Consider the following 26,245-nt stretch of genomic DNA (forward strand, 5'->3'; position numbering starts at 1 on the left):
ATCAACGCCCGCAGTAAATTTGAACGCCCACGTGTCGAGTTCTGTTCATCCCGCGTGGCCTGAAATGACGGGCACATCACGCCAGTTGACTTTCTACACACGCCCTGCCCATTGCAATGTTCGATTGCCCCAGCAAGTCCACGCTCGTGTTGAAAATGCAGAGCCGAATTCCAAACATTCACTTGATACCCTTCGCCAAAACGCAAATGTGAATCCATGGGCGGCGCATCGAACATCTTCTTCGGGTTCAAAAGATAATCGGGTCAGCCGCACGTTTGATGGAGCGCATGGCCTCGGTCACTTCCACGCCGTATGTTTTTCGATCCACTCCCCGGAAACGATCCCGTCACCGTGCTCACTGCTCATCGAAAACCGCCGAGGCTCAACACCAGACGCAAAAACTGCGCCGATACTACGCATGGCGCACCCTCCTTTTGCAAATTCAATATCAGGCAGATGTGCAAAGCATCCAGCCAAAACGATAACGTAAATTCCGCCCTCGGTGTTGTGAGGTCTTTCATGATCTTTTCAACTTCATGAGACAAAATCGCCCAGCCGCTCACAGGCACTGCGCAATCTTCTATGATACCGCGAATTGCGCGCAGGCTGCGGGCGCAGATCCAAGAGATCCCCAAACCCATTTTGGAATGTTCCACACACGCGATTGTTCTTCGGGGAGACTCTGCAATCAACTACGTCACCAAACTGACGAACCGCATCTTTCAACGCCGACGGTTGGTCCCGCTAAATTAATGACCGGCACCGCGGCAGGGTCGCCGGTCATCCATCCCATTTGGCGCGCGTAGGCTGGGACTCCGCGCGCCAGTTGAATGATCATCTGCGGGATCAATTCAATGGCACTCGGTTTGAATTCCAGCAGACGCGGAACATCATCACAAGCATCCGCAATGCTCGCGTAAGAAAGAACACCCAGAATTGTATGCTTTGGCTTTATGACAAGATTTATTTTCGCACGGCGCATGACCGCGAGAGTCCCCTCACTGCCCGCCAGCAGACTTGCTAGATTAACTCTGGAATTTTGACGGTAGACCGAGGTCGATAGACCGTAATCATTCACATCCCATTGTGAAGGGGCAGAAGGAGTCCACGGCAGCAAGTAATTCAACCGATAGCCCGCCGAGTTGCGCCATGACCTCGGAAACTTCTCTTTGATCTTCTCTGCATATTGCACACGAATATTTTCGGCAACTCTGGCTAATCTCGAATCGTCATATTCACTCCACGTTTCAAGCGACCCATCACCTAAAATCACATCCGCTGAAATCAAATGATCGGCGGTCATGCCGTATAAAATCGAATGTGCTCCAGTAGCGTTGTTGCCGATCACACCGCCCATGGTGGCGCGTTCTGCGGAGGCGGGGTCAGGGCCCAAACATCAAGCCCGATTTTTCCGCTGCTCGATTCAGATCCGCAAGAACGACCCCGGCCCACGATGGCAGTATGGGATTCAGGATCGATCTCGATGATGGCATCCAAATAACGCGAGTAGTCCAGATCAACGCCTCTCACCAATCGCCTGTCCGCCAAGGGATGAGCCCGCGCCGCGAGGAAGGATCGGCACCTTGTATTTCGCGGCTAGCTCCACTGCAGATTGCAGATCACCCTGTGTTCTGGGAATGGCAACACCCAGCGGCTCGACCTGATACATGGACGCGTCAGTGGAATATAAGACCGCGATGCGGTATCAAATCGCAAATCACCTGTAAAATGCTTTTTCAGTTCGTGAAGAAAATCGGGATGAAGAGACACGAAGGATTCCAATGCTTAATGCGCAAAACGTAAAAGAAAAAGACTCCGATGATGCGCGACCATCAGAGTCTCCACTCAATTATCGAATTACACTATTTCGCTTTGCCTTGATTTGCAACCGCCGCAGCTTTTTCCTTGTAGCTTCTTCAGCGTCACCAAGATAATAATTCCTTATCTGGCCCAAATCGCCGTCAAGTTCATAGACGAGCGGTAAGCCTGTCGGGATATTCAACTCGGTAATATCAGACTCTGAAATATTGTCGAGATACTTCACCAGCGCCCGAATGGAATTGCCATGCGCCACAACCAGCACGCGCGTACCTGATTTGATCTCAGGCGCAAGCGTGGAATGCCAGTAAGGCAGAACACGATCCAGTGTGATCTTAAGCGACTCTGTGGCTGGCAGCTGCTCGGGGGTCAACGAAGCGTAACGGCGGTCAAACTTTGGGTGCCTTTCATCGGTCAATTCCAAGGATGGGGGCGGGACATCATAAGAGCGGCGCCAAATCTTAACCTGTGCTTCACCGAATTTCTCAGCCGTCTCCGATTTGTTCAGACCCTGCAGAGCGCCGTAATGACGCTCATTCAACTGCCAGGCGCGGACAACAGGCAGCCATTCAAGATTCATTTCCTCTTGAACAAGCCCAAGCGTTTTGATGGCGCGCTTCGGGACAGAGGTGTAAAAGCGATATCAAATCGTATCCATCTTGCGCAGCAAGTTCCGCGCCGTGTGCTTCTTCGGGCCAAGATCGGTCAGATCAACATCGGCCAATCCAGGGAAACGGTTTTCGAGATTCCACTAGCTTTGCCACTGACGGTTGAGAACAAGTTTATACATTTTTCTTCTCCAATTTAGATTAATGTTTTTAGTGAATTTCTAATTTCGATTGGCATAAAAACAACCGCAGCGCCATTCAAAGTCCCCTTCGCCAGAAGACCAGCCAATCCCAGCCGCCCGATGATTGTTTCGGGATTATGATAATTCCAATACGGGGATTCTTCTTCATCGCGCTACATATTTTATCGTAAAGTCCCCAAAAGGGACGCACGCCGTTGACCTCATTAATCCAATCATGGCACCCTCTCTGCATCGTTCAAATAATCATCCCATACATATTGAACAGCTTCAACCTCCTGCATTCTTTCAACAATATTGTTTATCAATTCAGCTTTTTTGCCGTAAGCTGTCAATTTCCAAATACGCGCCACAGTCCCTAAAACATCACGCGTGAGAGCATTTAATGTTACCCGAGAACTGGAATCTTCTCAACGCTTGTTCTTCAACAGTTTGCTGTATGTCCGTTTACGGCTCTGTTCCTGATATTTGGCAAGCCACCCGCCCGAGAAAATTTCACCCATCCTTAGTCTATCATCCCAGCCTTCGAGCATGGAATCGTCCGGGCGAAGATCAACTGCAATTTCTAATTCCTTGCGAGCATATTCAAATTCCTTGTCTTGAACCGCCAAGAGCATCCTTGCAAAATGCATTATGAATGCGGTTTGAGTGGTAATAACCGAAGCCTTCGATACCTTATTTAAATATTCAATCGCGAGTTCTTTATTTGGAGTTTCATTCTGCACTTCCATCAGCCCCAAGTTTGCATAGGCAAACATATATTCCGGGTCAACTTTAATGGCGCATTTTGCAAATTTTAGCCCTTCCTCTTTTTGCCCGTTTCTTATTAATAAAATGCCAAGCTGTGTACGGCATATCCGCTTTCTGGATCTAGCTCAACTGCCTTGCGAAAGCATGCTATTTTATCCGCGTCATCTTTTACATTCTGCGCTTTTTCCGCCCAAATCGCTGCGCTGGGCGAGATGTTCAATTCAATATCATCGGAGAGCATCTGGGCATAAAAATCCACCTCAGTCCATTCAGCAGTTTCTTCATTCCAAAAGCGGATCGGACTGGGAGGCACTTCCCTGCCCGCTTGAGCCATTGCAGACAGGACATGCAGCCTCTGTTGAGATGTCCCAACATCTCCAAGCGCAAAGGCCAGCAAACGCGCATCTACTTCGGGCTTATGAAAGGATAAAAGCAAATCAAGGATAATATCAGCCGCGTTCGGCTCAACCATCAAGCGCAATAGACCATTCACCACAAAAGGTTTCTTTTGAACAAAATCCTCCATCTTCTTTTGGATATGCCGGGGAAGTTCCTCGTCGTTGATATACCTGCTTGGTATATCAATTAATTCCTGCAACACTGCCGCAGGCAATAACAAACCTATCATGGAATACATGGGTGGCGAAGATATGGGTTTTCCGCTCTTTATGGCCTTACGAACTTCGGGCAACAGCGATTGGGCGGGATCGGAATATTCCTCTATTTTTTCGAGCAATTTCACCGCATCCTTCAAATATCCGCTGCGGATCGCCGCCACACCAAGCGCCAACCAGGAGTCATCCAACAAGTCATCATAATCACGTCTTACATATTTCTGCGCCAATTGCCAAAGAGTTTCTCTATCATCCACCATGCTCAATACGCTAATGATCAAATCCATGTCCGGATCATCTTCAGGAAGCGTTGTTATTTGCGCGGCAACTCGTGCCGAAAACTCACGGGCCTTTTCATCCTCCCCAAGTCCTGTGTGAAAAACGACAAGGTTTTTCAATGCATACAAATTCCGCGGATCTTGGTTAAGAACCGCGTTCGCCTCGATAAATGCCTCGTTCATTCTTCCCATAAAATAAAGAATATAGGAATGGTTATTGCGGGGGCTGTCCACTTTGGGATGAGCCGAATCGCCTCGCGCGCATTTTGTTCAGCGCCCTGCCATTGACCTGAGCTCAGTTTTTCCTGCGAGGCCTCGTGATACCAACTGGCTTTTTCCATCTGATCATAAGAGACGCCTAATTCTGCGGCTGTTTCTTCCACCATCTTACGCGATATTTCTTCCATTTCACTCATGCTATTTTCGGCTTCATCATCCAAGGTTCCCAGTACACGAACCTTACGGATCATTCGTAATGTGTGAGCGAGATATAAATTCTGCATATATAAATTCGCCTTGTAATAATACAACGGCGCAAACCTTGGATGAATCCGCTCGATCTCATCAAGAACTTTTATAGCTTCATCTTCCTCCCCGGCACGCAAAAGTCCCACCACCTTTGAAATCATGACTTCCGATTTACGCTGCCAACGGACGGGCGCGTTCTCGATCGCTTCAAAAAATGCTTCAGCGTCTTCGCTGTTAAACAATTCTTCCAATTGCGATAAAAAATCCTCATATGAAGCAGCTTCATTTGCAGGTTGGGAAAAAGGAAGTTGTGATTTGGATAAATCTTTGCGTTTGCCGAACATGGCACACCTCAAAATGGAATGACCTATTTTACCGCTTCATCATTCATTTTAATCATCATCTTCAAATGGGGTAAAATCGCCCCATGTCCAACGATGATGTCACTCCCGTCCGCCAGCAATATTTGGATATCAAAAAAGAGTATCCCGACTCGATCGTGTTCTTTCGGCTTGGTGATTTTTACGAAACCTTTGACGAAGATGCAGAGATCACCGCACGCGAACTTGACATTGTATTAACCTCCCGTCCCATCGGCAACGGAGTGCGCACGCCGCTGGCAGGCATCCCATATCATGCGGTTGAAAATTATCTGGCGCGCCTGATCGAAAAGGGATATCACGTCGCCATTTGCGAACAAGTCGGTGACCAGCCCGCCAAGGGGATTTTTCCTCGGAAAGTGGTCAGAGTGGTGACACCGGGCACTGTGACAGAAGCAGGACTGTTGCCCGGCGACGCGAACAACTATTTAACCTCGGTCGTGCTTAACGGTGAGACCGCTTCTGTTTCCTATACAGATGTGACCACTGGAGAATTCGCCGTCACCGAGCTTCCGCTCGAAGCCCTGCGCGCCGAATTGACTCGTTTACATCCAGCCGAAATTATTTATCCTGATAATCAAATTCTGCCTGACGGAATTACCGGTCATCTAACGGCCTTGCCCGCATGGAAATTTGAACCCGGCAAATGCAATGAGACATTGCTCGCGCAATTCAAATCTTCGACACTGGTTGGCTTTGGATTGAAAGACCATAGTCTTGCCGTAAGAGCAGCGGGTGGGATCGTGCAATATCTTAAAGATACCCAACCTGACGCGTTAAATTTATTGACCTCGTTGCGTGTTTACAGTCTCAATGAATTCATGACATTGGATGCGTCCACGCGCCGCAACCTTGAACTTGATGAGACCCTGCGTGGCGAACGCAAAGGATCATTGCTGGGAACGCTTGACTATTCCATCACACCAATGGGCAAGAGGCTCATGCATCAATGGGTCAGTCAGCCTTTACTGCATGTGGAAAAGATCAATAAGCGTCAGGATGGAGTGCAGTACTTTTTCAATAACGGCATGGTGCGCGCCGAATTACGCGAAACCCTAAAACCTTTGAACGATCTGGAAAGGTTAATAAACCGTGTCATTGCCGGGAACGCACAGCCAAGAGATCTGGTGGCAATGAGAAGTACGCTGGGATATTTGCCGAAGATCAAAGCAGTGATCAGTCAGCCGGTATCAGGTATCAGTGGACAGTGGACAGTTTGTGAAGAGCAATATTCATTATTACAAAATGCCATTGACGATGATCCGCCGGCGACTTTGCAAAACACTGGCGTCATCAAACCCGGCTACTCAGCAGAAATTGGATGGCGTGATCGAAGCATCCAAACATGCGCGGGATTGGATCTCAAACCTCGAAAGCATTGAACGCGAAAAGACCGGTATCAAGACTCTCAAAGTAGGTTACAACAAGGTCTTCGGGTATTACATCGAAATCTCACGCGGCGCGGCCGACCGCGCACCGGAGAATTACATTCGCAAGCAGACGTTGGTCAATGCGGAGCGCTTCATCACACCAGAGATGAAGGAATATGAAACGCTGGTCTTGAACGCCGAAGAACGAATCAAAGAAATTGAAACTCGTTTGTTCCGTGAAGTCTGTGCGGAATTGGCGAAAGCCGCCAGTAAAATATTATCCACAGCACGGGCGCTGGCGGAACTGGATGTGTTGTCCGCTTTAGGCGAAGTAGCTGCTCTCGAAGGCTATAACCGGCCCGAGGTCAACGAAGGAAGCGGATTGGAAATCCAGGAGGGGCGTCACCCTGTCGTCGAACAATTATTATCCAATGACAGATACATCCCCAATGATGTCATCTTCGAAAAAGGCGAAGTGGTGCGCGTCATCACGGGGCCGAACATGGCGGGTAAATCCACTTATTTGCGTCAGGCGGCGTTGATCGTGTTGATGGCGCAAATGGGATCGTTCGTGCCTGCCGCGTCTGCGAAGATCGGATTGGTGGACAGGATCTTTACGCGCATCGGCGCGCAGGATGAAATTCATGCGGGGCAATCCACATTCATGGTGGAGATGGTGGAGGCGGCCAATATTTTGCATCACGCCACTTCAAGATCATTGTTGATATTGGATGAGATCGGGCGCGGCACTTCAACGTATGATGGTCTTTCCATCGCATGGGGCATCATCGAGTACATTCACAATCATCCGCATTTGCGCGCGAAGACTTTGTTTGCAACCCATTATCATGAACTGACTCAACTCGCCGACTTGCTGCCAGGCATTCGCAACTACAACGTGGCAGTCAGCGAAGCTGATAATAAAGTAGTGTTCCTGCACAAGATCATCGCAGGCGGCGCGGACCGCTCCTATGGAATTCACGTGGCGCAACTAGCGGGTTTACCCGCGCCTGTTATTGGACGGGCAAACGAGATCATGGCCGAGCTTGAAAAAACTTCAGGGCGCGCGGTAAAGATCAACCCACAAGGCGCGCAACAGGCGATGTTGTTCCCCGAAACAAGTCCGTTATTGGACGAATTGAAAAAATTGGATGTGAATTCGCTCTCGCCCATCGAGGCGTTGAACAAGTTGTTTGAGTGGCAGAAGAATTTTACAAAGTAAGAAGAAATCCATAAAAAATAAGGGCGTCAAAATTGAAAATAGACCGCGCTAGCTTTGCCCTGGTGTTTTTCTTAACCCTGGTTGGATTCGCTGTCCGAATTTCCGCCCCGCTGTCGGGGTCCTTCCCGCTAAACGATGGCGGCCTCTTTTACAAAATGATCCTTGATTTGCAGGGGAATCATTTCATCCTGCCGCATTACACCACATACAACAACGCTGCTTTACCATTTGCATATCCCCCGTTCGCATTTTATCTCTACGGCCTGATCGCCAGCGCAGGACAGGTTTCAGTGCTTAAGTTGATGCAATTCCTGCCATCCATTGTAAGCGCACTGACCATCCCCGCTTTTTATTTACTGGCAAAAGAGATCCTTGATTCTAAAGCCCAGGCAGCCCTGGCGCTATTGGCATTCACGTTCGTACCGCGCGCATTCGATTGGCTCATCATGGGCGGCGGCGTGACGCGGGCATTTGGTCTGCTATTCGCATTACTCGCCATGCGCCAGGCTTATATATTTTTCTCCCCAGCAATCACAGGGTACCTCCCTCGCAATGATTGGACTGGGAGCGTTGGTCGTCTACACACACCCCGAAGCAGTTACACATACGGCCGTCAGCGCCTTGTTCTTCTATTTGTGGAAAGACCGCTCGCTGAAAGGTTTTTTGCGGGCAATCATCGCCGCATTCGGCATTTTACTTATCACAGCGCCGTGGTGGCTGACAATTCTTACAAGGCATGGATTGGGTCCTTTTCTTGCAGCCATGTCCGCGGCAAAACAGAACAGCTACAACGCGCTTACAGGTCTCCTTATTCTGTTTCGCTTTGATTTCACTGACGAGCCGAACCTGACCTTGATCGCGATTCTGGGGTTGATCGGGATCTTCACTCTCCTTGCCAAAAGGAAATTTTTTATTCCGCTCTGGTTCTTCCTGATGCACCTGCTGGAGCCGCGCGGCGGCGCGCTGTTTATGATAATTCCCCTGGCGATGTTCGCAGGTATCGGACTGGAGCAAACTGTCCTGCCGGGATTGCGTAATTTAAACCTGGGTCAGATAGTCACAAATAATGAGGATTGGGTCGGCAGTTTATTGAAAGGAAAAACTGTAAAAATATTTATCGCGATTCTTTTCATGTACACCAGCCTGTCTGCATTACAGGTGGGAGCGAATATCAAACAGCAATCCACATTAACCCAAGCCGATCTGGACGCGTTTAATTGGGTAAAGAAAAACACTCCCCCGAACAGTCGTTTCGCGCTTGTTACGCGAGGATTGCCATTAAATGACTCTTCCTCTGAGTGGTTTCCGGCATTGACCGAACGCACGAGCCTTGCCACAGTCTTTGGGTATGAATGGCTTAATGATGGAAATTTTGGCGCGCGGGTGGAGACATATCAAGACCTACAGCAATGCGCCGCAGAGGATGTTGACTGCCTGAACCAATGGGCGCAGGAGATTGGCTGGGATTTTTCCTATGTGTACGTGCGAAAACAAGGCGGCGCTCACATTGCGCTGGATATCAACTTAAGCAACTCCGCAGATTACACAGCGGTGTATGACACGGCGAATGTTGTGATCTATTTGAAAAACAATGATTACGGACGCCGCAAGGAAAAGATCAAGACCTCTTTTGTTGCGTAAACAGTTTCGTACCCACCAGCAGACCGAAGTGAATTGATCAGTTCCAAACTAACTCCAGAACTTTGAACAACAACATATTCATAATCCAAACCCGTGCGCGCAGACCATGCAGCGAGGCAGGCGGCATCTTTGCATACTTGTACTTCGGCAAGATCCGCGTACCTTTCATAAAACCTGGGACCCAACAGCCATTCAAGCCCTTGAATCGTTGTCTGGCTGCGCCGCTCTGTAAGCGCGGGAAACCACTCAACGAACGGATCGATCTCCGGGCTGGGCACACCCGTGATAGGGAAGAAAATGAGCGCGGGCAGGTGTGTTTTGTTGAATCCAGGACATCGCTTCTCGGTCGGCAATGGAGAGGCTGGTGTTAATCAATTTTAAAACCGAACAGACTGGACTCTACAAATAAATAGATCATGACCAAAAGCAGGGTTATGTTTAACCATGCACGTTGATCAAACTCAATCCTGGGGGAGGTGGAATTATCTTTATGAAAATAATCAACAAAAGCAGGAGCGCATCTGTAAGGGCGAGCGCCATCAACATACAAAATGGGTAGAAGGCAATAGTAGGCGCTGCGTGGCTCGATAAGATAAGGAAGAATAGCCCATACGACCAGGAAGGTTTTACGTTTCCACACACCCCAAACAATTCCAAGCAGGCGTGAGATAAGCAGGATCGGAATAACTGACTGGCTGGCGAATAGGGCTGAAATAAAGGCGCGCCAGATCGAACTTCCGTAAGAACCAGTGTTCAACGCGGAAAGAAATGGGGCTAGTCCGTGATGTGAAAGGACGCCCGCCAACCAAGGAGCGGTAAAGAGTAGGCAGGCGGACAGAACAACGAAAGAAAGATGCGCGGTCCGCAGCGAACGCGCATAGATCAGCCATAAGAGGATACAACCAGCGGCGGTATGAATAGCAACCTCAGGATGGCTAAGTATGGTCAACGAGCAAAACAAAATTGAAAGTACCAGTTCGCGTTTCCCCCCATCACGAAATAAGCGATACACCCAATAAAGAGAAAGCAGCATGAATATCGAACCGAAACTGCGCGTTAATCCGCCGCCCATGATGAACCAGGCTGAAGCCCCGGGCGACAAGGCGTAAAAGGAAGGCGACCACGGCGCGCCTGCGCGATCCAAGCAGAAGCGATGCCAGCATGTAAAAAGCCAAAATGGACAATGTGTTGATGGTGGGAGGAAGCCAGCGCAGCAGGGTTATTTCAGAAAAGTTAAATAGATCTGAAACCAGGCGCGCAAAATAAAAACCAAAAGGCGGATACGCATAGGGGATGTTCAGGTTATTGTACGAAGTCAGCGCAGGCAGGGAGTAATGACTGGCACGCAGGTCGCGGATCATGCTCAGGAACATGCCGCCGTCATTTAATGGAAATCCAGCTTGCAGCCCGGGGTAGAAGCGGACAATGCTTCCAAAGAGAAGTGCTGTCCCTAGAAATAATTTTATCCATTCGGCATGTCCAAGTTTCTTCTTTTTCTTCTCGTTTTTCATTTTATTTCACGCAGGGATAAGATCTTTGCATCTTAAAATCATACTCCACATTATTGGGAATGGCATTATCATATGTGAATAATCAATAATCAAAAATTACATTGTCCCAATTGCATCCGACACAACAGATCATTGATAAAAAAAACACATCCTTTAAGACAAACGATGCAGTTTTATGTAGAAGTTTATTCTAAAAAATAGCAGGCTATATCCATGAAAACAAGTCATAAAAAAATCCTTTACGCATCCTTTGCACTGACCTGTTTTCTTATCATTTTTTGGTTCATTTTATATACGATTGCGCAAAGTGAATTTTGGGACTTCAACGTGTTTTATTCTTCAGCGAGAGTAGCATTACGGGGGGAAAACATATATCGCACTTACGGGATTGAAAAATTCCCATACTGGTATTTTCCTGGGTATCCTGGTTCTTTATTCCGCTGGCATTCTTTTCCTTTGGAACCGCAAAATAATCTACACATGCGTTACCTTTATAAGCATTCTTTTTATAATATATTCCACGAGTCGCCATTTTAATAATCAAATATCTTTCGCCAGCCAAATGCTCATCGCGGCAATGGCCATGTTAATGTGCTGGCTACTTTTTCGAGCCGGGCAAGTGGATTTTATCCTTGCGGCAATTATTATTGCGGCAATTTTTCTGATGGACAAAAAACAAAATTTTCAAGCGGGGTTATTGTTTCCCATCTTTCTGTTCAAGCCACATTTATTGATCATATTCATTCCTTTTGCCATTTTACGAGGAGGAAAATCTTTTTTAATTTCAGCATCTCTTAGTGTGCTCATGTTAAGTTTAATAGCATTCATCCAGATACCAAACTGGCCACATGAAATGATACGAATGTTAAACGCGAGCGGACTGCGCACTGACAACCTTTGGGGCTTTACAACGCTTTCAGAGTTAATTGGCAGAGAGGAAAATTGGTCTGGAACAGCGAACCTTCCAATCACGATCATCCTTTTGTTTTTGACCACTATCATTGTGTGGAAGAATCGATATCTGCCAACTGCCCCCTTTTTAGCCCTCACATTATCAGCATCCATGTTATGTGCTCCACGCGCATACTCATACAACTTTCCATTCCTAATCCCTGCCTTGACCTGGGTGACATCCGAAAAACAATTCCGACAGCATTAATTGGCTCTGCGGTCGGGTCGTATCCTTTGCAACAAAATTTTCCACTGAAGCATATTTAATCGTTATCGCAACATTTATATTGTCTACAATAAAGGCAAATAATATTGCCAAATTTCAGCCGATATTGGATCATAGATGAAATTCATTTCCATAAAGAAAATCTTATATTCAACCTTTGTTTTTTCGACATTATCCATTAGTTTAATATTACTTTTCATCCAGAACGCAAAAAGTGATTGGCACGATTTTGATGTGTTCTATAGGCGCTGCTTCTGCATCGTTAGCGGGAAAATCGATCTACATCATTGTCGGACAGTATCACCTGCCTTTTTGGTATCTGCCATGGACAGCCTGGTTTTACATTCCCTTTGCAATCTGGCCGAAAGCGATTGGGTTATTGCTGTATCAAGCGGCATCTGTCATTAGCGCGATTTTGGTCGTCAACTCATTAACCCAATACTACGAGCCAAACTTCAAGGTTCAAGACAAAATATTAATACTGGCATTCCTTGTCCCCATAAGTATGCAGCTAATCATGGTAGGACAAATGGATTATATTCTGCTTGGTTTATTGGTATTGATAATCTGGGCTGCCGAACTCAAGAAGATATCCTTGTTGGACTATTATATCCATTCCTACTAACCAAAACCCCATCTCATTATTCCTTTTAGTATTTTTTTATTTTGCGCTCAGGGAAACGCGCGCTTCGATCAGTGTTGTCCTTTCGCCTGTCAGGCTTCTCATTGCAACCACACTCAGCCCAGGATGGTATTTGGAAATGGTCCAAAGTTTACAAACATCAGGTCAAAGAGTAGACGGGCTGCCATTCTCAACTTTTCCCAGCCTGTTGGGATCACAGGAAAACTGGATTGGCACAGCCAATTTGCCATTCACTTTTTTGTTAATTGCCCTGGCTGTGTTAGTTCTCTGGAAATTCCGCTCTTTGCCCACAATTCCATTCTTTTCCCTTGCCCTCGCCGCATCACTTTTGTGCACCCAGAGCTTACGCCTATGACCTGCCTATGTTAATTCCAGCAATGATATGGCTGACGGCACAGAACTTCAAAGTACATTGGTGGCTTTGGGCAGGGGTGAGTATATTCTCAATACTCGCATTATTTTCATCCAGTATTTATTGGATTGTATTGCTTGTTTTCGGCCTTACTATTTACAAATCAAATACGATTACCGCTAAATTAAAACAATATTTTTAGTTCCTCAGAATATTTTTACCAAAAGCCTTAGAGAGTGTTTCTTAAGTCAATTTGTAGCCAATTTCAACATACGCCGAATGCTGGCGATATAAACCACAGACTCGCTGGACGAAACGGTATGTTCAAAATCACGTGATAGACGACGATAGCGACCCAGCCAACCAAAGGTTCGCTCGACAATCCAACGATGTGGCAAGACTTTAAATCCTTTGGCTTTATCTGATCTGCGAACAATATCCAACTTCCAACCAAAATGCTTGCGTACTTCTTTCACAATAGGGACATAAGCGCCATCTGCCCAAATCAATTTCAAGCGACACCAACGATTATGAATATTGAGTTTGATTTTATCGAACAATTTCTGCAAGGTTTGGTATCCACCGCGACCATCTTGAATACTGGCGCTATGAACCAAAACCATCAAAAGCAAGCCCAAAGTGTCTACAATAATGTGGCGTTTGCGTCCCGGAGTTTGTTTGTGGACATCTACACCGCGTTGTTCGCCGCCTTCCGATGTCTTGACGCTTTGACTGTCAATAATTACGGCACTCGGCTTGGGATCACGTCCCGCTTGCACACGCACAGTCTTGACCAAGGCTTCATTAATGCGCACCCAAAGACCTTGTCGCTTCCATCTTCGAAAGTAACCGTAGACCGTTTGCCAGGGTGCAAAGTCTTTCGGCAACATGCGCCATTGGCAGCCTGTACGGACTACATATAGGATTGCATTGATAATTTGTCCCATTTTCGGGACGTCCCATCGGAAAAAAGTCCGCTATCAACTGCCATTCGGTATACTTGAGGTCAGTCGGGTAGGTTTGCTTGAATTTGGTCATTCTTCAAGCTTACCCGACTTTAAGGGGCTGTCCAGAAACAACAAATGGACAGCCCAAAAATAAGCCTAAACGGGCAAGAAATAAGAAATGAAAAAAAACTGGCGGAGATCACCCCGCCAGTTTTCGCATATTATGTGCAATGGACACCAAGCCCCACTCCGTATTCACCTTTTTCAAATCCCTGAGATGAAATCTTCGAAAGCTCATATTGTGTTTGATGTGACCGAAGACGGTCTCGACTTCCACCGAGCGTTTGGCACGTAGTTCTTTTCCAAGATCAGAGGTGAGATTCTCCCGTGCCTGTTTTCGGAATTCGATCAAGCGAAAGCTGACCTGTATCCGCCGATTGCCCTTGGCCTTGGTACATTGCGGCTTGAGTGGACAGTCCTGGCATTCGCTGCATTCATAATGCCTGCGCTCACTTTCATAGCCATTGGCCGTCTTGTACTTGCTGGTGTAGAGATAGCTCAATCTCTTTTTCGCCGGACAAATGAACTGATCGCTTTCGGGGTCATACTCGAAATGATCCGAGCGAAACTGATGTTTGCGAATGATCTCAGGGTTGCGATAATGATGGGTGTCCTGGTAGAAGGTCGGGTATTTGACATAGTTCTCCAGCTCGTGTTTCTGCCCCCAACGACAACTAGAAATGCCCACCGATAGGGTGTCGGAAAGGACTACACTCTTCTGGAAAAGGAGAGCCCATGACCGCGACCGATGCCCAAGTGAGGCTACTGATGAGAGAACGAACGAATGGCAAGACCCAGCAACAAGCGGCGGTCAAAGTCAACTTGCGCAGTCGCAAGACCGTACAAAAATATGAGCAATTGGGACAGCTACCCAGTGCTCTGAAAGAATCACGCGGCTACCGTACCCGAGCTGACCCATTTGAAAAGGACTGGGCGGAGATAGAAATCAAACTGGCGACAGCACCCGAGTTGGAAGCAAAAGCCATATTTGAATGGTTGTGTGAGCGGGACGGAACTCAATATCAGGAAGGACAATTGCGCACGCTGCAACGCCACATTAGTAACTGGCGGGTTCTGAATGGCAACCCGACGCTAACCTTGGACCAAATCCACCAAGCGGGTGAAGTTCTGCAAAGCGATGGGACGTGCATGAACGAACTGGAAGTCACACTGCAGGGAGAACCATTCGAGCACATTCTATTCCACAGCGTCCTGCCATACTCGAACTGGGAGTGGGGACGCGTGGTGCAAAGCGAATCGCTGCTCTCGATCCGCCTGGGACTGCAAAGCGCTTTGCTCAAACTTGGGTACGTGCCACAGGCTCACCAGACCGACCACACGACCGCCGCCACCCACAAACTGGGAGTGGCAGACCGACAAAAAAGTCCGAGCGAACGCGGTTACAACGAGGAATACCTGCAACTGCTGGCGCACTATGGTCTCGAGGCGCGCACGATCCATCTATCCAGCCCCAACGAAAATGGTGACGTTGAATCTTCCAACGGCGGACTGAAACGGGCAGTGCGGCAACATCTGCTCTTGCGTGGCAGCCGAAACTTTGAGAGCATCGCAGCCTATGAACTATTTCTGTTCGAGATCATGGAGAAACGCAATGCCGCGCGACAGGTCAAACTGGACGAAGAAATCGCCGTGATGAAACCGCTCACCGCCAAGCCCTGGCCACAGATGCGTGAACTCAACGTGCGGGTTGGACAAAACGGAATTCTTCGGGTGGGCAGCAATGGCTACAGCGTCCCGAGCGGACTGAAAGGCAAGCGGGCCACTGTGCGTGTCTATGAATGGCACATTGAGGTCTGGTACGCCAACCAGCGCATTGAGAGCATGCCGCGCGTGCTAGGCGCCCACCACTACCAAATCAACTATCGCCACGTGATCGACAGCTTGCTGCGCAAACCTGGCGGATTTCGCAACTACCGTTACCGTGATGATCTTTTTCCGCTGGACGTCTTCCGACAGGCTTGGGATGTCCTCAACGAGCATTTGCCACCCCGACGTGCAGACCTGACCTATTTGCGGATCCTCAAACAAGCTGCTCTCGGATTGGAGGCGGATGTTGCCCAGGCGCTTCACCTGCTGCTAGATCAAGACCAAGGTCAAAACCTCTGGGATGAAAAAACCATCACCGAGCTGACCGGAGTGATGACCGCTCCCAAGGGTATTCCGCTTCTTGCTCTCCCGCTGGTGAACCTGACCCTCTATGACCAGCTCTTCCTGGTGGAGGCTGAGCATGTCGCCGCTTGAACAAATTCAACAACACCTGCGGACGCTTCGGATGCCCACCGCCGTGGAAATCGTGGGCGACCTGCTAACCACAGCCACGCGCGAAACTTGGCCGCTCGAAACCTTTCTGTCCGAACTACTTGAGCAGGAAGTTGAGGGGCGCGGTCAGCGCCGCGTCGAGCGCCTGCAAAAGTCCTCCCGCCTGCCTGCAGCCAAAACCCTGGCAGCTTTCGATCAAAAAAAACTGCCCCTGCGCCTCACTCGCCAGTTGGCGCAACTGTGCAACGGCGAATTTGTTGCCCGCGCCGAAAACCTGCTCATCTTTGGTTTACCGGGAGTTGGGAAAACTCATTTTGCTGCCGCAGTCGGACACCAACTGGTTCAGGCTGGACACAGTGTTCTCTTTACTCCCACCTTTCACCTGGTCAACGAACTTCTGCGTGCCAAACGTGACCTGCTCCTTGAGCGCGAACTGCGCCGCCTCGACACCTACGAAGTCTTGATCCTCGATGATATCGGCTACGTCCAGCAATCCCGCGACGAGATGGAGGTACTCTTCACCCTGCTGGCTGAACGCTACGAACGTCGCAGTGTCATCATCACCTCGAACCTGGTTTTTTCACAATGGGATCAAATATTCAAAGACCCCATGACCACCGCCGCCGCCATCGACCGCGTCGTCCACCACAGCATCATCGTGGAATTTGGAAAGGAGATCCCTAGTCATCGAGCACAACAAGCCGCCCAACGCATCAAGCAAGAAACCCCCAATTAGATTTTTTTTCAGCGTGTGGAGTGCAGCTGGGGCTAGCCCCAGCTGCACTCCACACGCTCCCACCCCATGGGCATTTCTAATTGTCGCCAAGTCCATTTCTAATTGTCATTGACAGATTCCTTCTGTCCCCACCTGGACATTGTAGGCAGGTTTCGCCCACGGTCTTTCCGCTCCGCGATCCTCTTTCATCCGCATGCAAGTCGCATCTGGATCGGTCTTGGAATAGCTGTTCCGTCCTGCCAGTACCTTCGTCTGCTCTTCGTACTTTTCCAGCCTTGGCAGGCAGTTGCTTTCCAGTTTCTTCAATGCCTGTCGCGTGCTGGTATTCTCTCTTTTCTGGAGTTTGTCCCGCAAGCGTTCATTCAATTCAGCGATCTTTTTCTTCAACTGCTCCCCATTCACATCCTCGTTTCTTCCGCCCATCTCTTCCAGATCCCGCTCTCCATATTCTGCTTCTTCCGCCTCGTTCTCGGCTTCGATCTGCTTCAGCAGTTCATTCACCTGCTCCTTCACTGCTTTTTCATACCGTTCCTTGCGCTTCGCCCACACCACCTTGTGTTTGTTCCCGTCTGCTTCGATCTTCGTCCCGTCCACATAATAATTTTCCAGCTTCACATAATTCCCTGCTACCAGATACTCCACCACTGCATGAAACACTTCCGCGATCACGGGCTGCATGCGCTTCCCGCGAAACTCATTGATCGTGCGATGGTCGGGTGTGTTCTCCCCACTGATCCACATGAAATGAATGTTCTCTCTCACCGCTGCTGCGATCTTGCGCGATGTGTAGATCTTCTTGCAATATCCATAGATCAGGATTGTACTGTTTTATAACATCGTGTTAGCATGAAAATGCAACTCGAGAATAGAGTTGCGGTCGGGTACGTTTTTGGATATGCTATGAATGTTCAGTGAACGGGAACGCGTATCCGGGAACGCTGCGTTAGGGTCCAGTCGAGGTAGAGTCTGGGAAGCCTTTAATTCTGATTTACTTACAGCAAAGGCAAGCCCGTCATCGTGTTTGGACCTGGCCGCGTTCAGATCCGCTTAACTTGGAAGTTCAAAATTTCAGAACAAGCCCGTATCTGTGTGTGATCCAGTGGCCCAAAAATGAACGTACCCGACTTTCAATTTTAATCAGGTACCCCAGTGGCACCAAAAATAATTCCCAAACGTTATATTGGACTTGATGTCCACAAGTACTATTTGATCGCGCTGGGCGTGGATGCTGACTTGCACGTAGTCCTGCCTGCGCAGCGGTTGAGTTTTCCCGTCTTGAAGCCTGGATGAAGAAAACACTCAATCAGCAAGATGCAATTGCGCTAGAGATGACCACCAATGCTGGGATTGTATGATGAATTCTCGGCGCATGTGATGTCGGTGACCGTGGTGCACCCACCACATCTGGCACTGATCACCAGATCTCAAGTAATGACGGACAAGATTGCAGCCTCCATTCTGGCGCGCTTGTTGGCCAAAGACCTGCTGGTGGGCATCTGGGTACCGCCAGTCGAAGTGCGCGAACTGCGCGCACTCGTCGCGCAGCAAGTAAATTGACGCGGCTGTCCACACAGGCAAAGAATCGGCTGCACGCCATTCTACAACGGCATCACCTTGCACCACGGAAGGCAATCCATTTCATCCAGCCCAAAGAGAGTGGTGGAACGCTTTGCCAAGCAAGTTGGAGAAGGTCAACCTGCAGAGCGACCTGGAAACTTTGCGGTTTGCCGAGGATCAACTTGTGCGGATCACTTCTACCATGAAAGAATTGGCAGCCAAGATGAACGCGTGATCCGACTGATCCAGCTTCCTGGCTTTGGTATAACGACCGCCTTGACCCTCATTGCGGCCATTGGCGAGATCACCCGCTTTGAAGACGCCAAACACCTGGTAGGGTATGCAGGACTGGGCGCCAGGATTCACGATAGCGGATTGACCACCCGTACAGGCAAGATCACCAAGGCTGGACGAAAGGACATGCGAGCGACGTCCCAAACACAAAATAGTGTGAACTCCCAATAGGAGACCCACGGCGGGGTTTTGCGGGCTCGTCGCTCAATATTATTATACAACTCTTGTCAACGCTTTTGCCAACATGCAAAAGTGGCAATGGGTGTGTTGTTGTTTTTTCGCTCCCTTGCGCCCCATCCTATCTTATCTGTGTTTTTTCTTTGCACCTTGACTTCCCACTTCATCTGTGACTCTCCTGTTCGATAACACCGTGCGTCCTACCCATATCCGACCAGTCCGATGCTGAGCCTTACGCCAGGCTGAGATGGCTTCCTTGCACATAAGTTCAAGATACTCCTGGAATCTCATTGTGCAGTTTTGCAGTCCTTTGATCGGCAACGTTTTGATAACCACTTTATCCTTGTACACACTCAATGTCCGTTTTTGTGCATCCACCCAGATCACAACGACTTGCCCGCGACGACTTTTCTGAACGTAATAGGCCTGATTGCCCAATTGGAAACATCCTTTCGAATCCAACTTTCGTTTGTAGGTTTTGCCAGTCAACGCCATCAACCAACGATCTGGGTTAACGGTTTCCGGCACAGGGGTTAGATCAGGCTTCTCAGGAAATTTAACATGGGGTGGCTGATTGCCACAGGTGATGGCTTGGTTTGGTCTTTCAAAATTGTAAAACTGGACATAGTGCTTGTTAACTTCAACGGTATTGGGCAGATCCGTGGGATTCTGAACTAGCTGGCATTCGTATTTGAAGTTGCGATGATAGCGCTCCACAAACGGATTTTTTTCAGGATGTCGAGGTGGACAAACCCGTGGCTCAATTCCCAAACATTGCAGAAAACGCAGCATCGGCGAGGGAAAATCCTTGGCAGTCCAACTGCCCACCCAGCGCGTATCACGGTCAAGGCGAATGCGATCTGGACAACCTGTGTCCTGCAAAATATCGGCAACTTTGCGGAGCGCTGTTTCAGCGTTGTAGTCACTGGCTGGCTCTGAAGCAACGACGGCTGACGAACCATGATCGACCAGATTGAGGATTTCGACCACATGTTGCTGCTTGCCTTCCGGCTCAGCCGGGACAGTACTGACATCATGAAAATCCACTCCCCATTCCACCCTGGTGCGGGTCGCTCCTCTGGCTCTGCAATGGGCGGATAGGGGCGAGGGATCTTATGGTGTTTATCAAGAATTCTCCATACCGTACTCCGTGGAACTCGGCAGTTTCGCACCCTTATCTAGCAACGATTGTTCTTTGCTCAAGTAATACATGATCGTCAGGGACCCGGAATACGCCCTAATTGTTGTGGCGGGTGATCGCGAATATCGGAATCTTGTTCACCACTTCTTCGGGTATTGAAGGTGGAAGTTTATGGGGTACTCGCGAGCGTCCAATCAGAACTTCGCGATCCTCCAACGGTGCTTGGCGAATTCGCTTTAGCCACTTCCTTACCCAGGCTTCCGATCGCCCCACTTCTTTTGCAATTTTCTCCCGACTCCAATTTGGGTGTTCAAACCATATCCCCCTTAATTTGCTGCGATCCACTATCCATTCTTCTTCCATGGCGGCCTTCCTTTATTATCAGGATACACCACCAGATATGGGTAGGGCGCACGATGTTCTCGAACAGGGAGAGTCACGATGTTATAAAACAGTACAGGATCTTCAGCATCATCTTCGGATGATAGCTTGATGTCCCTCCGCCTGCGTATTGTTTCAACAATGCATCCACGTTCAGGTCTTCGATCGCTTTGTTCACCACTCGCACCAGATGTTCTGATGGGATCTTTTCATCATAGCTCGGCGGCATCAGCGCTATTTGGTTCATCACATATGGTTTGAATACTGGAGCTGCTCGTTTTCTCGTTTTCATACCCCGCATTGAATCACTTCTTTTTTAAATTGTATAGGGCTGCCCATCTCTTTTTGGACAGCCCCTTAAGAAGTCGAGTAAGCTTAGAGAATAATAAAATTCACCAAAGCCTACCCGTCCAACATTCCGTATATCGAATGGCAGCTCCTAGGGGACTTCTTCCCCCTAGGAGCCAGAGCCTGAAAGTTTTTAGAATAATTAAGCACAACTTAATGTTTTACAACCACTACCTTGTCAGCAGACTGAGTCCTAAGAGTGTCAAAAAAACGCACTAATGTTTAATATCCATCCTTTAACAATAGTAGGGGATTGTAAAAAGGATGACAATGCTAATATATACTTCTGGAAGAACACGGAAAAGCCCCAATCCTCAACCCAAACAGCCTGATTTAAAAAAAGCATCATCATTACTTACTTGAGTTTAGAGTTCAAAGCACATTAACAAAAATGGAACTTGCTGATAAAGTTTTCGTGTGACCAAAAAATCTCTCAGCGAGTTCCGAAAAGCATATACCAAAGTCTGAGAAGGCGAGCAGATATTTTGTTCGAACTGATCGACGCCCTGACGGTTGCAGGTCAGGTAAGTTCACCGGTGGCCTTGAGCGAACAGAAACCATTTCAGCGGAAGTTTTGCAGTGTGTACGATGGACTGGAAACGGAGAAATGGATATGGATGAAATTCTGTCGCTCCTGCCAGCATGCATACCAGAAGGTAGTGAAACAATTGCAGCGTACAAAGTGTATGCAGTGGATGCGACCGCCAATGAACATGAGCAAGCCGAGACCTTGGCGGATCGAAGCGTGTTGAAGTCGAGCAAGAATGAGCCGATGCGCTATGGTCACAAGTATTCATGGTTGGTACGCCTGATCAATTTCGGCAGTTCCTGGGCAGCACCAGTGGATATTGAAAGGATCGATACCGAAGCGACGGACGCAAGGTAGCGGCAGTGCAAGTCCAGGAGTTGGATGTGCATGATCCAGAAGAAAGTGATCGTGGCAGATAGCCGCTATGAAGATCATTTCTTTTAGGCATTTTTCGAGCATTTGAAGCATACTTTTGGACTGATCCGACTGCATAGTAACCGCATCTTGAATGAAAAAGCCTCCAAGAGAAAGCAAAGGGTAGTCGTGGCGCACCCCGCAAGCATGGGAAACCTTTCAAGTTGAATGGCTCTCATCGAACAGAAGATCGTGGCGAGACCTTTCAACTCGGGAAACAAACTGTGCGGGTGAGAGCCTGGTATGAACTGCATTTCAAAAACTGGCGACCTTGATCGGCACTCTGGTACAAGTAGAATTCCTCAAAGAGGATGGAACGCCACGATACAAACGTCCGATTGGTTATTCTGGACAGGTCCACAAAGTGTTGCTCTTTCCGATCTGTGCCGTATTTATCTTTGGCGTTTCGCCATTGAGCACATGTTTCGTTTTCTGAAACAACACATGGGACTCAACAGCAACCGTTCTCCGAGTCTGGTGAGTGCACAGCAATGGATGTGGTTGTGTGCTTTGGCATATTGGCATTGCTTCTCATGCGCGGTGCAGGAAGATTATCCAGCCTGGTATCCACGCAGCAGACAACAGCGCGCCAGGCTGACCCCTTATCAAGTGCAACGCTCCGCTTTCGCATTTTTGTTGGAGTTGGGTACACCGACCTCTACGCCCAGACCCGCTGGAAAAGGCAACGGCAGACAAATGAATTATTGTCCGCCACCCACGCGTTCGTTATCCAGTGGTCTTCAAGAGCAAAAAGCCCAGGTTTCGGCTTCTGCAAGTCCGTAATTGGTATTTGCTTTTCAGTTTTTAACGTTCGCTACAACCGCACAGCTCTTGTGCGCCATTTTGCTACTCTAAACTCAAGTACATATATACACCAAGATATTTTTATAACCAGCTGGCTTTTGGAACGCGAAAGCGTCAACACAATTACCAACGCAAAATGCCGAGAAAAAGCACCTCAATTAACCAAATACTGTGAATAAAATTCGCAGGTGGAATAATCGAGTAAACAAAGCGAAACAAACCAAGCAATGGAATGCCAAAACCATCGCTAAAATGGATGACCCGAATTACCTGACCACTCCAATTATTTCCCACCAGCACACGCCAAAACACATAACTAATGGCAGGATCAAAGTAGGAAACCATAAATTCCAAAAGTCCTGACGTTTACGAGTAAAAATAATAGTCACTAGTAAATGCCCGAAACGACAAGAGTCGTTTCTCTGGTTAGGGAAAGCCAGTACAAAAAACACTCCTGATAGATACTGACGTTGTTGATGCAAATATAAAATTGCAGCGAGCAGAAATGCCATTGCCACTATTTCAGTCGTATCGCGAGACAGCGTAAATAAAAAAACCCGGGTAAAGGGCAAAAAGCAAGTCCCCATAATCCATGTAAATGCACCATTTGTGCAAAACGTGCCCCAAACCATGCTATCAAGCATAAAGCAATATAATTTACAAACACTAACGCGAAAGGAACATAAACTATCTGACCAAGAGAGAATAGGCGAGCTAGGAGCGGGTAGATAATACGTGCTTGACGATAAGCAGGGTAATCAAGCCTAATCCCAAAATCAATTTCTTTTCTGTAAATGGCGTCAATGCCATTCGATAATAAAACTGACCATCATAACCGTCTGAATTTTTGTAGGATTTTCAACCCCGGACGGAGCAGCATTAGAATTTGTAAAGACATCACCAGCAACAACAAAGACAGAGAAATCATATTGATGTACAGACAACCGCGCATTGAGAAAATGGCGTACGCAACCGCAACAACCACAAGAGTGATAACTGGAGAGTCAAATCTTTGTTGGGCTTTCATGCCAATCTCCAAGATTTATGAAAACAAGCAAATGTTCGTGAACAATAAGCCACGATTACAAACTTTCAATCCTTGCCGCTCCAATGGCAGTTCTATTCTATTGTACTAAATCCAAATTCTCCGAAAATCAAATACCACAAGTATTTTTGAGAATTGCCTAAAACAAAAAGACCCGCCATTTCTGACGGGCCTTTTAAAATAATTTTTACTTCTTACTCTTCTTCGGCTCTTCCACTTCAATAACTGCCATGGAAGGCGCGGAAGCCTGGACGCGCATGACCGCCCAGGCCAGCAAGCCGAGCAAGGCCAGGCCGACAGCATACACTGCGATCTGAGTCGCGCCGCTTGCGCCGGAATATTTCACCACGATTGGAGCGATGATAACAGCCACCAGATTCACGACCTTGATCATCGGGTTGAGGGCGGGGCCGGGCGGTATCCTTGAACGGGTCACCGGACCGTGTCACCCACCACGCCAGCCTTGTGACGTTCGGAGCCCTTGCCAAGGTTTCTGGCAGGGTCTTTTGGTTCATCTTCGATCAGCTTCTTGGCATTATCCCACGCGCCGCCGGAGTTGTTCAGGAAGACGGCCAGCAATTGACCGGAGACGATGATGCCCGCCAGAAAGCCGCCGAGCGCTTCCACTTGCAGGAACAGGCCGACCACGATCGGGGTCACGATGCCGAGCAAGGCAAGCGAGACCAATTCCTTTTGCGCGGCAGTTGTTGAAATTTCGACAGCCTGCGCGTAATCGGGTTTGACCTTACCGTCAAGCACGCCCAGTTTGAACTGGCGGCGCACTTCCAGCACGATCAGAGACGCGGCGCGCTACAGCCTGAATTGCAAATGAAGAGAACAACCACGGCAGAGCGCCGCCGATCAACATACCTACGAAGACTTGCGGAACATCCACGCGGATACCGATCGACTGGATTTGTTGGGCAACTGACATTCCCAAGCTGGCCTGCGCGCGCGAAACATCCACAAGGAATGAACCAAACAGCGAAACCGCCGCGATTACAGCAGAGCCGATCGCCACGCCCTTGGTGATGGCTTTGGTCGTGTTGCCGACCGCATCCAGGTCAGCCATGATCTGCTGGGCCTCCCGGGTGGCCTTATCTGTTTTCCCAGACCAGGACATTTCACCGATGCCATTCGCGTTATCCGCGATGGGACCAAATGAGTCCATAGCCACGTTGTTGCCGGTCAGGGTCAACATGCCGATACCGGTCATGCCACGCCGTACAAAATAAATGTCGAGCGGCCAGTTGGCATCCAAAGCCGGGTTTTGGATCGTGCCAAAAATTGCGATGGACGCAATGATGGTCAACGCGATCACCAGCACAGACCAGACGGACGATTCAAAACCTAGCGAGATACCATTAAGGATCAGGGTCGCTGGACCAGTGTCCGCGGCTTTCTTGACATCGTTCACAGGAGAAGCGTGAGTGCCGGTGAAGTATTCGGTCAAGCGGTCAATCACGATCGCCAGCAGAACACCAACACCAACGGCCATCGGCAGGCGCCACCATCCGCCCCACGCGCTCATTTCGGGTGTATTCAAATATAGAAAACCCGCGATAAAGAACAACGCGGCAGAAACCACGGCAGAGGTAAGGAATCCGCTGAAAATGGCTTTCATGGCGTCTTCGCTCTTGCCGGGTCTTTCCACCTTCACGAAATAGGTGCCAATGATGGATGAAAGCACGCCGATACCGCGCACCATCAAAGGGAAGATCACCCCTCAAAAGGGCCCGGTAATGTGCCAGAGAGCCAGACCAAGAATAAGTCGCAAACGATCGTAACTTCATACGATTCGAAAATGTCCGCAACCATGCAGCGCAGTCACCGACGTTATCACCAACAAGGTCGGCGATCACAGCCGGTTTCTCGGTCATCCTCAGGATGCCTGCTTCGACCTTACCGACCAGGTCAGCGCCGACGTCAGCCGCCTTGGTAAAGATACCGCCGCCCACACGCATGAACAACGCCAGCAGAGTACCGCCAAAGCCAAAGCCGAGCAAAGCATCCCGGCGCGGCAATGCCAGGATCGCGAGATGATCGTTCCGCCGAGCAGACCCAATCCATCGGTCAGCATGCCGGTCACGGTGCCGGCGCGATACGCAATGCGCAACGCTTCACCAAAGGAACGCTTGGAAGCGGAGGCAACACGCACGTTGGCTTCAACTGCCATGCGCATACCGATACGTCCGACCGCGAGAGAGAAACCTGCGCCCATAATGAAGGCGATCGCGCGGGCAAAGCCGATCAGCATCCGAACTGATCGACGTGGAACCGCTAATCTTTCCAAGGCCTCAGGAGTTGGCGGAACGAGACAGAGAAGAAGAACAACACAACCGTCAAGATGGCAATTAAAGGCAAAATGGAGCGCATCTGCTTTTGTAAATAAGCGTTCGCTCCATCTTTGATCGCGTTCCAGACTTCCTGCATTTTTCGGTGCCTTTGTCCTCCGCAATATCTGGGAACGCAAAATACCGCGTACAACAAGCCAACAATT

31 protein-coding genes and 6 pseudogenes are annotated in these 26,245 nt (G+C 48.8%); 12 read left to right on the forward strand and 25 right to left on the reverse strand.

Annotated elements, in window-relative coordinates; all coding sequences use genetic code 11:
* The 7 genes and pseudogenes from IPL17_RS10800 to IPL17_RS10830 all read right to left on the reverse strand — a co-directional run.
* On the reverse strand, window positions 1–218 hold a 218-nt coding region (locus tag IPL17_RS10800), incomplete at its 3' end, for a hypothetical protein (RefSeq protein ID WP_345307099.1).
* 79 nt (window positions 219–297) lie between these two features.
* Window positions 298–420 (reverse strand): hypothetical protein, encoded by a 123-nt coding sequence (locus IPL17_RS10805; protein ID WP_345307100.1) that lies wholly within the window; start codon window positions 418–420, stop codon window positions 298–300.
* 277 nt (window positions 421–697) lie between these two features.
* Window positions 698–1,669, reverse strand: a pseudogene (locus tag IPL17_RS10810) (FAD-binding oxidoreductase).
* Window positions 1,670–1,862: 193 nt separating this feature from the next.
* Window positions 1,863–2,542, reverse strand: a pseudogene (gpmA, locus tag IPL17_RS10815) (2,3-diphosphoglycerate-dependent phosphoglycerate mutase).
* A 494-nt stretch (window positions 2,543–3,036) separates the two neighbouring features.
* Window positions 3,037–3,384 carry a hypothetical protein gene (locus tag IPL17_RS10820; RefSeq protein ID WP_345307101.1) on the reverse strand — a complete coding sequence of 116 codons (348 nt, stop codon included), beginning with the start codon at window positions 3,382–3,384 and terminating at the stop codon, window positions 3,037–3,039.
* Between the two features lie 68 nt (window positions 3,385–3,452).
* Window positions 3,453–4,451 carry a hypothetical protein gene (locus IPL17_RS10825; RefSeq protein WP_345307102.1) on the reverse strand — a complete coding sequence of 333 codons (999 nt, stop codon included), beginning with the start codon at window positions 4,449–4,451 and terminating at the stop codon, window positions 3,453–3,455.
* Window positions 4,448–5,080: a hypothetical protein gene (locus IPL17_RS10830; protein ID WP_345307103.1), complete on the reverse strand. Its 633-nt coding sequence runs from the start codon at window positions 5,078–5,080 to the stop codon at window positions 4,448–4,450. Before IPL17_RS10830 ends, IPL17_RS10825 begins: the two co-directional genes overlap by 4 nt.
* An 83-nt stretch (window positions 5,081–5,163) precedes the next feature.
* Here IPL17_RS10830 and mutS point away from each other — a divergent pair.
* From mutS to IPL17_RS10845, 3 genes and pseudogenes are all read left to right on the forward strand, one after another.
* A pseudogene (mutS, locus tag IPL17_RS10835) lies at window positions 5,164–7,708 on the forward strand (DNA mismatch repair protein MutS).
* Between the two features lie 32 nt (window positions 7,709–7,740).
* Complete coding sequence (locus IPL17_RS10840; protein WP_345307104.1) at window positions 7,741–8,535, forward strand: hypothetical protein; 795 nt, start codon at window positions 7,741–7,743, stop codon at window positions 8,533–8,535.
* Window positions 8,471–9,349 (forward strand): hypothetical protein, encoded by an 879-nt coding sequence (locus tag IPL17_RS10845; protein WP_345307105.1) that lies wholly within the window; start codon window positions 8,471–8,473, stop codon window positions 9,347–9,349. Before IPL17_RS10840 ends, IPL17_RS10845 begins: the two co-directional genes overlap by 65 nt.
* On the opposite strand, the gene IPL17_RS10850 is transcribed toward IPL17_RS10845, so the two are convergent.
* From IPL17_RS10850 to IPL17_RS10865, 4 genes are all read right to left on the reverse strand, one after another.
* Window positions 9,304–9,702, reverse strand: coding sequence for a hypothetical protein (locus tag IPL17_RS10850; RefSeq protein WP_345307106.1), 399 nt, complete (start codon window positions 9,700–9,702; stop codon window positions 9,304–9,306). The genes IPL17_RS10845 and IPL17_RS10850 overlap by 46 nt on opposite strands.
* Before the next feature lie 14 nt (window positions 9,703–9,716).
* Window positions 9,717–10,382, reverse strand: a complete 666-nt coding sequence (locus IPL17_RS10855) for a hypothetical protein (protein ID WP_345307107.1) — start codon at window positions 10,380–10,382, stop codon at window positions 9,717–9,719.
* Window positions 10,342–10,860, reverse strand: coding sequence for a hypothetical protein (locus tag IPL17_RS10860; RefSeq protein ID WP_345307108.1), 519 nt, complete (start codon window positions 10,858–10,860; stop codon window positions 10,342–10,344). Before IPL17_RS10860 ends, IPL17_RS10855 begins: the two co-directional genes overlap by 41 nt.
* A 684-nt stretch (window positions 10,861–11,544) precedes the next feature.
* On the reverse strand, window positions 11,545–11,925 hold the full coding sequence (locus IPL17_RS10865) for a hypothetical protein (protein ID WP_345307109.1): 381 nt from the start codon (window positions 11,923–11,925) through the stop codon (window positions 11,545–11,547).
* 326 nt (window positions 11,926–12,251) lie between these two features.
* On the opposite strand from IPL17_RS10865, the gene IPL17_RS10870 reads away from it, so the two are divergent.
* Window positions 12,252–12,662 (forward strand): hypothetical protein, encoded by a 411-nt coding sequence (locus IPL17_RS10870; protein ID WP_345307110.1) that lies wholly within the window; start codon window positions 12,252–12,254, stop codon window positions 12,660–12,662.
* 618 nt (window positions 12,663–13,280) lie between these two features.
* Here IPL17_RS10870 and IPL17_RS10875 read toward each other — a convergent pair.
* Window positions 13,281–14,070 (reverse strand): annotated as a pseudogene (locus tag IPL17_RS10875) (IS5 family transposase).
* A gap of 108 nt (window positions 14,071–14,178) precedes the next feature.
* A complete protein-coding gene (locus IPL17_RS10880) occupies window positions 14,179–14,727 on the reverse strand; it encodes a transposase (RefSeq protein WP_345307111.1) in 549 nt (182 codons plus the stop codon).
* A gap of 47 nt (window positions 14,728–14,774) precedes the next feature.
* Between IPL17_RS10880 and IPL17_RS10885 the strand changes: the two genes are divergently transcribed.
* Window positions 14,775–16,301, forward strand: coding sequence for an IS21 family transposase (locus tag IPL17_RS10885; protein ID WP_345307112.1), 1,527 nt, complete (start codon window positions 14,775–14,777; stop codon window positions 16,299–16,301).
* Window positions 16,258–17,055, forward strand: coding sequence for an IS21-like element helper ATPase IstB (gene istB, locus IPL17_RS10890; RefSeq protein ID WP_345307113.1), 798 nt, complete (start codon window positions 16,258–16,260; stop codon window positions 17,053–17,055). The genes IPL17_RS10885 and istB overlap by 44 nt, the downstream gene beginning before the upstream one ends.
* A 105-nt stretch (window positions 17,056–17,160) precedes the next feature.
* Here the strand turns inward: istB and IPL17_RS10895 are convergent, their stop codons facing one another.
* The gene (locus tag IPL17_RS10895) at window positions 17,161–17,874 is read right to left on the reverse strand and encodes a transposase (protein WP_345307128.1); all 714 of its coding nucleotides are present in this window, start codon (window positions 17,872–17,874) and stop codon (window positions 17,161–17,163) included.
* A gap of 330 nt (window positions 17,875–18,204) precedes the next feature.
* Between IPL17_RS10895 and IPL17_RS10900 the strand changes: the two genes are divergently transcribed.
* The 4 genes from IPL17_RS10900 to IPL17_RS10915 all read left to right on the forward strand — a co-directional run bounded on the left by IPL17_RS10900 (window position 18,205) and on the right by IPL17_RS10915 (window position 19,077).
* On the forward strand, window positions 18,205–18,345 hold the full coding sequence (locus IPL17_RS10900) for a hypothetical protein (RefSeq protein WP_345307114.1): 141 nt from the start codon (window positions 18,205–18,207) through the stop codon (window positions 18,343–18,345).
* Between the two features lie 48 nt (window positions 18,346–18,393).
* A complete protein-coding gene (locus IPL17_RS10905; RefSeq protein WP_345307115.1) occupies window positions 18,394–18,612 on the forward strand; it encodes a hypothetical protein in 219 nt (72 codons plus the stop codon).
* A gap of 112 nt (window positions 18,613–18,724) precedes the next feature.
* Window positions 18,725–18,847 (forward strand): hypothetical protein, encoded by a 123-nt coding sequence (locus IPL17_RS10910; protein WP_345307116.1) that lies wholly within the window; start codon window positions 18,725–18,727, stop codon window positions 18,845–18,847.
* Window positions 18,844–19,077, forward strand: a complete 234-nt coding sequence (locus IPL17_RS10915; RefSeq protein WP_345307117.1) for an IS110 family transposase — start codon at window positions 18,844–18,846, stop codon at window positions 19,075–19,077. The genes IPL17_RS10910 and IPL17_RS10915 overlap by 4 nt, the downstream gene beginning before the upstream one ends.
* Before the next feature lie 132 nt (window positions 19,078–19,209).
* Here the strand turns inward: IPL17_RS10915 and IPL17_RS10920 are convergent, their stop codons facing one another.
* The 3 genes from IPL17_RS10920 to IPL17_RS10930 form a co-directional block, all read right to left on the reverse strand.
* Window positions 19,210–20,130 carry an integrase core domain-containing protein gene (locus IPL17_RS10920; protein WP_345307118.1) on the reverse strand — a complete coding sequence of 307 codons (921 nt, stop codon included), beginning with the start codon at window positions 20,128–20,130 and terminating at the stop codon, window positions 19,210–19,212.
* Window positions 20,131–20,320: 190 nt separating this feature from the next.
* Entirely contained in the window at window positions 20,321–20,587 is a 267-nt protein-coding gene (locus IPL17_RS10925; protein WP_345307119.1) for a helix-turn-helix domain-containing protein, read from the reverse strand.
* 73 nt (window positions 20,588–20,660) lie between these two features.
* Window positions 20,661–20,852, reverse strand: a complete 192-nt coding sequence (locus IPL17_RS10930; RefSeq protein ID WP_345307120.1) for a hypothetical protein — start codon at window positions 20,850–20,852, stop codon at window positions 20,661–20,663.
* A 714-nt stretch (window positions 20,853–21,566) separates the two neighbouring features.
* Between IPL17_RS10930 and IPL17_RS10935 the strand changes: the two genes are divergently transcribed.
* A complete protein-coding gene (locus IPL17_RS10935) occupies window positions 21,567–21,839 on the forward strand; it encodes a hypothetical protein (protein WP_345307121.1) in 273 nt (90 codons plus the stop codon).
* Between the two features lie 300 nt (window positions 21,840–22,139).
* Window positions 22,140–22,679, forward strand: a complete 540-nt coding sequence (locus IPL17_RS10940; RefSeq protein WP_345307122.1) for a transposase — start codon at window positions 22,140–22,142, stop codon at window positions 22,677–22,679.
* A 144-nt stretch (window positions 22,680–22,823) separates the two neighbouring features.
* Here the strand turns inward: IPL17_RS10940 and IPL17_RS10945 are convergent, their stop codons facing one another.
* From IPL17_RS10945 to IPL17_RS10980, 8 genes and pseudogenes are all read right to left on the reverse strand, one after another.
* Window positions 22,824–23,045 carry a hypothetical protein gene (locus IPL17_RS10945; protein ID WP_345307123.1) on the reverse strand — a complete coding sequence of 74 codons (222 nt, stop codon included), beginning with the start codon at window positions 23,043–23,045 and terminating at the stop codon, window positions 22,824–22,826.
* Between the two features lie 484 nt (window positions 23,046–23,529).
* Complete coding sequence (locus IPL17_RS10950) at window positions 23,530–23,727, reverse strand: hypothetical protein (RefSeq protein ID WP_345307124.1); 198 nt, start codon at window positions 23,725–23,727, stop codon at window positions 23,530–23,532.
* A gap of 205 nt (window positions 23,728–23,932) precedes the next feature.
* The gene (locus tag IPL17_RS10955) at window positions 23,933–24,181 is read right to left on the reverse strand and encodes a hypothetical protein (RefSeq protein ID WP_345307125.1); all 249 of its coding nucleotides are present in this window, start codon (window positions 24,179–24,181) and stop codon (window positions 23,933–23,935) included.
* Window positions 24,178–24,537, reverse strand: coding sequence for a sodium/proton-translocating pyrophosphatase (locus tag IPL17_RS10960; protein ID WP_345307126.1), 360 nt, complete (start codon window positions 24,535–24,537; stop codon window positions 24,178–24,180). The genes IPL17_RS10955 and IPL17_RS10960 overlap by 4 nt, the downstream gene beginning before the upstream one ends.
* Window positions 24,497–25,468 carry a sodium/proton-translocating pyrophosphatase gene (locus IPL17_RS10965; protein ID WP_345307127.1) on the reverse strand — a complete coding sequence of 324 codons (972 nt, stop codon included), beginning with the start codon at window positions 25,466–25,468 and terminating at the stop codon, window positions 24,497–24,499. The genes IPL17_RS10960 and IPL17_RS10965 overlap by 41 nt, the downstream gene beginning before the upstream one ends.
* 154 nt (window positions 25,469–25,622) lie before the next feature.
* Window positions 25,623–25,709, reverse strand: a pseudogene (locus IPL17_RS10970) (sodium/proton-translocating pyrophosphatase); the annotation flags it as partial.
* A 131-nt stretch (window positions 25,710–25,840) separates the two neighbouring features.
* A pseudogene (locus tag IPL17_RS10975) lies at window positions 25,841–26,002 on the reverse strand (sodium/proton-translocating pyrophosphatase); the annotation flags it as partial.
* Between the two features lie 23 nt (window positions 26,003–26,025).
* Window positions 26,026–26,235 (reverse strand): sodium/proton-translocating pyrophosphatase, encoded by a 210-nt coding sequence (locus IPL17_RS10980; RefSeq protein WP_345307129.1) that lies wholly within the window; start codon window positions 26,233–26,235, stop codon window positions 26,026–26,028.
* Window positions 26,236–26,245 lie beyond the last annotated feature (10 nt).

Source organism: Candidatus Villigracilis saccharophilus (assembly GCF_016711665.1).

Excerpts from the sequence above, each read along its gene's own strand:
- IPL17_RS10930 (WP_345307120.1), bottom strand. The coding sequence starts at position 20,852 with ATGAACCAAATAGCGCTGATGCCGCCGAGCTATGATGAAAAGATCCCA.
- IPL17_RS10950 (WP_345307124.1), bottom strand. The coding sequence starts at position 23,727 with ATGAAAGCCCAACAAAGATTTGACTCTCCAGTTATCACTCTTGTGGTT.
- istB (WP_345307113.1), top strand. The coding sequence starts at position 16,258 with ATGACCAGCTCTTCCTGGTGGAGGCTGAGCATGTCGCCGCTTGAACAA.
- IPL17_RS10945 (WP_345307123.1), bottom strand. The coding sequence starts at position 23,045 with ATGGTTTCCTACTTTGATCCTGCCATTAGTTATGTGTTTTGGCGTGTG.
- IPL17_RS10865 (WP_345307109.1), bottom strand. The coding sequence starts at position 11,925 with ATGGATGCTGATAATGTGAGGGCTAAAAAGGGGGCAGTTGGCAGATAT.
- IPL17_RS10825 (WP_345307102.1), bottom strand. The coding sequence starts at position 4,451 with ATGAACGAGGCATTTATCGAGGCGAACGCGGTTCTTAACCAAGATCCG.
- IPL17_RS10860 (WP_345307108.1), bottom strand. The coding sequence starts at position 10,860 with ATGAAAAACGAGAAGAAAAAGAAGAAACTTGGACATGCCGAATGGATA.
- IPL17_RS10885 (WP_345307112.1), top strand. The coding sequence starts at position 14,775 with ATGACCGCGACCGATGCCCAAGTGAGGCTACTGATGAGAGAACGAACG.
- IPL17_RS10935 (WP_345307121.1), top strand. The coding sequence starts at position 21,567 with ATGGATGAAATTCTGTCGCTCCTGCCAGCATGCATACCAGAAGGTAGT.
- IPL17_RS10940 (WP_345307122.1), top strand. The coding sequence starts at position 22,140 with ATGAACTGCATTTCAAAAACTGGCGACCTTGATCGGCACTCTGGTACA.
- IPL17_RS10805 (WP_345307100.1), bottom strand. The coding sequence starts at position 420 with ATGCGTAGTATCGGCGCAGTTTTTGCGTCTGGTGTTGAGCCTCGGCGG.
- IPL17_RS10925 (WP_345307119.1), bottom strand. The coding sequence starts at position 20,587 with ATGGAAGAAGAATGGATAGTGGATCGCAGCAAATTAAGGGGGATATGG.
- IPL17_RS10855 (WP_345307107.1), bottom strand. The coding sequence starts at position 10,382 with ATGCTGCTTTCTCTTTATTGGGTGTATCGCTTATTTCGTGATGGGGGG.
- IPL17_RS10830 (WP_345307103.1), bottom strand. The coding sequence starts at position 5,080 with ATGTTCGGCAAACGCAAAGATTTATCCAAATCACAACTTCCTTTTTCC.
- IPL17_RS10820 (WP_345307101.1), bottom strand. The coding sequence starts at position 3,384 with ATGTTTGCCTATGCAAACTTGGGGCTGATGGAAGTGCAGAATGAAACT.
- IPL17_RS10905 (WP_345307115.1), top strand. The coding sequence starts at position 18,394 with ATGCTGGGATTGTATGATGAATTCTCGGCGCATGTGATGTCGGTGACC.
- IPL17_RS10845 (WP_345307105.1), top strand. The coding sequence starts at position 8,471 with ATGTCCGCGGCAAAACAGAACAGCTACAACGCGCTTACAGGTCTCCTT.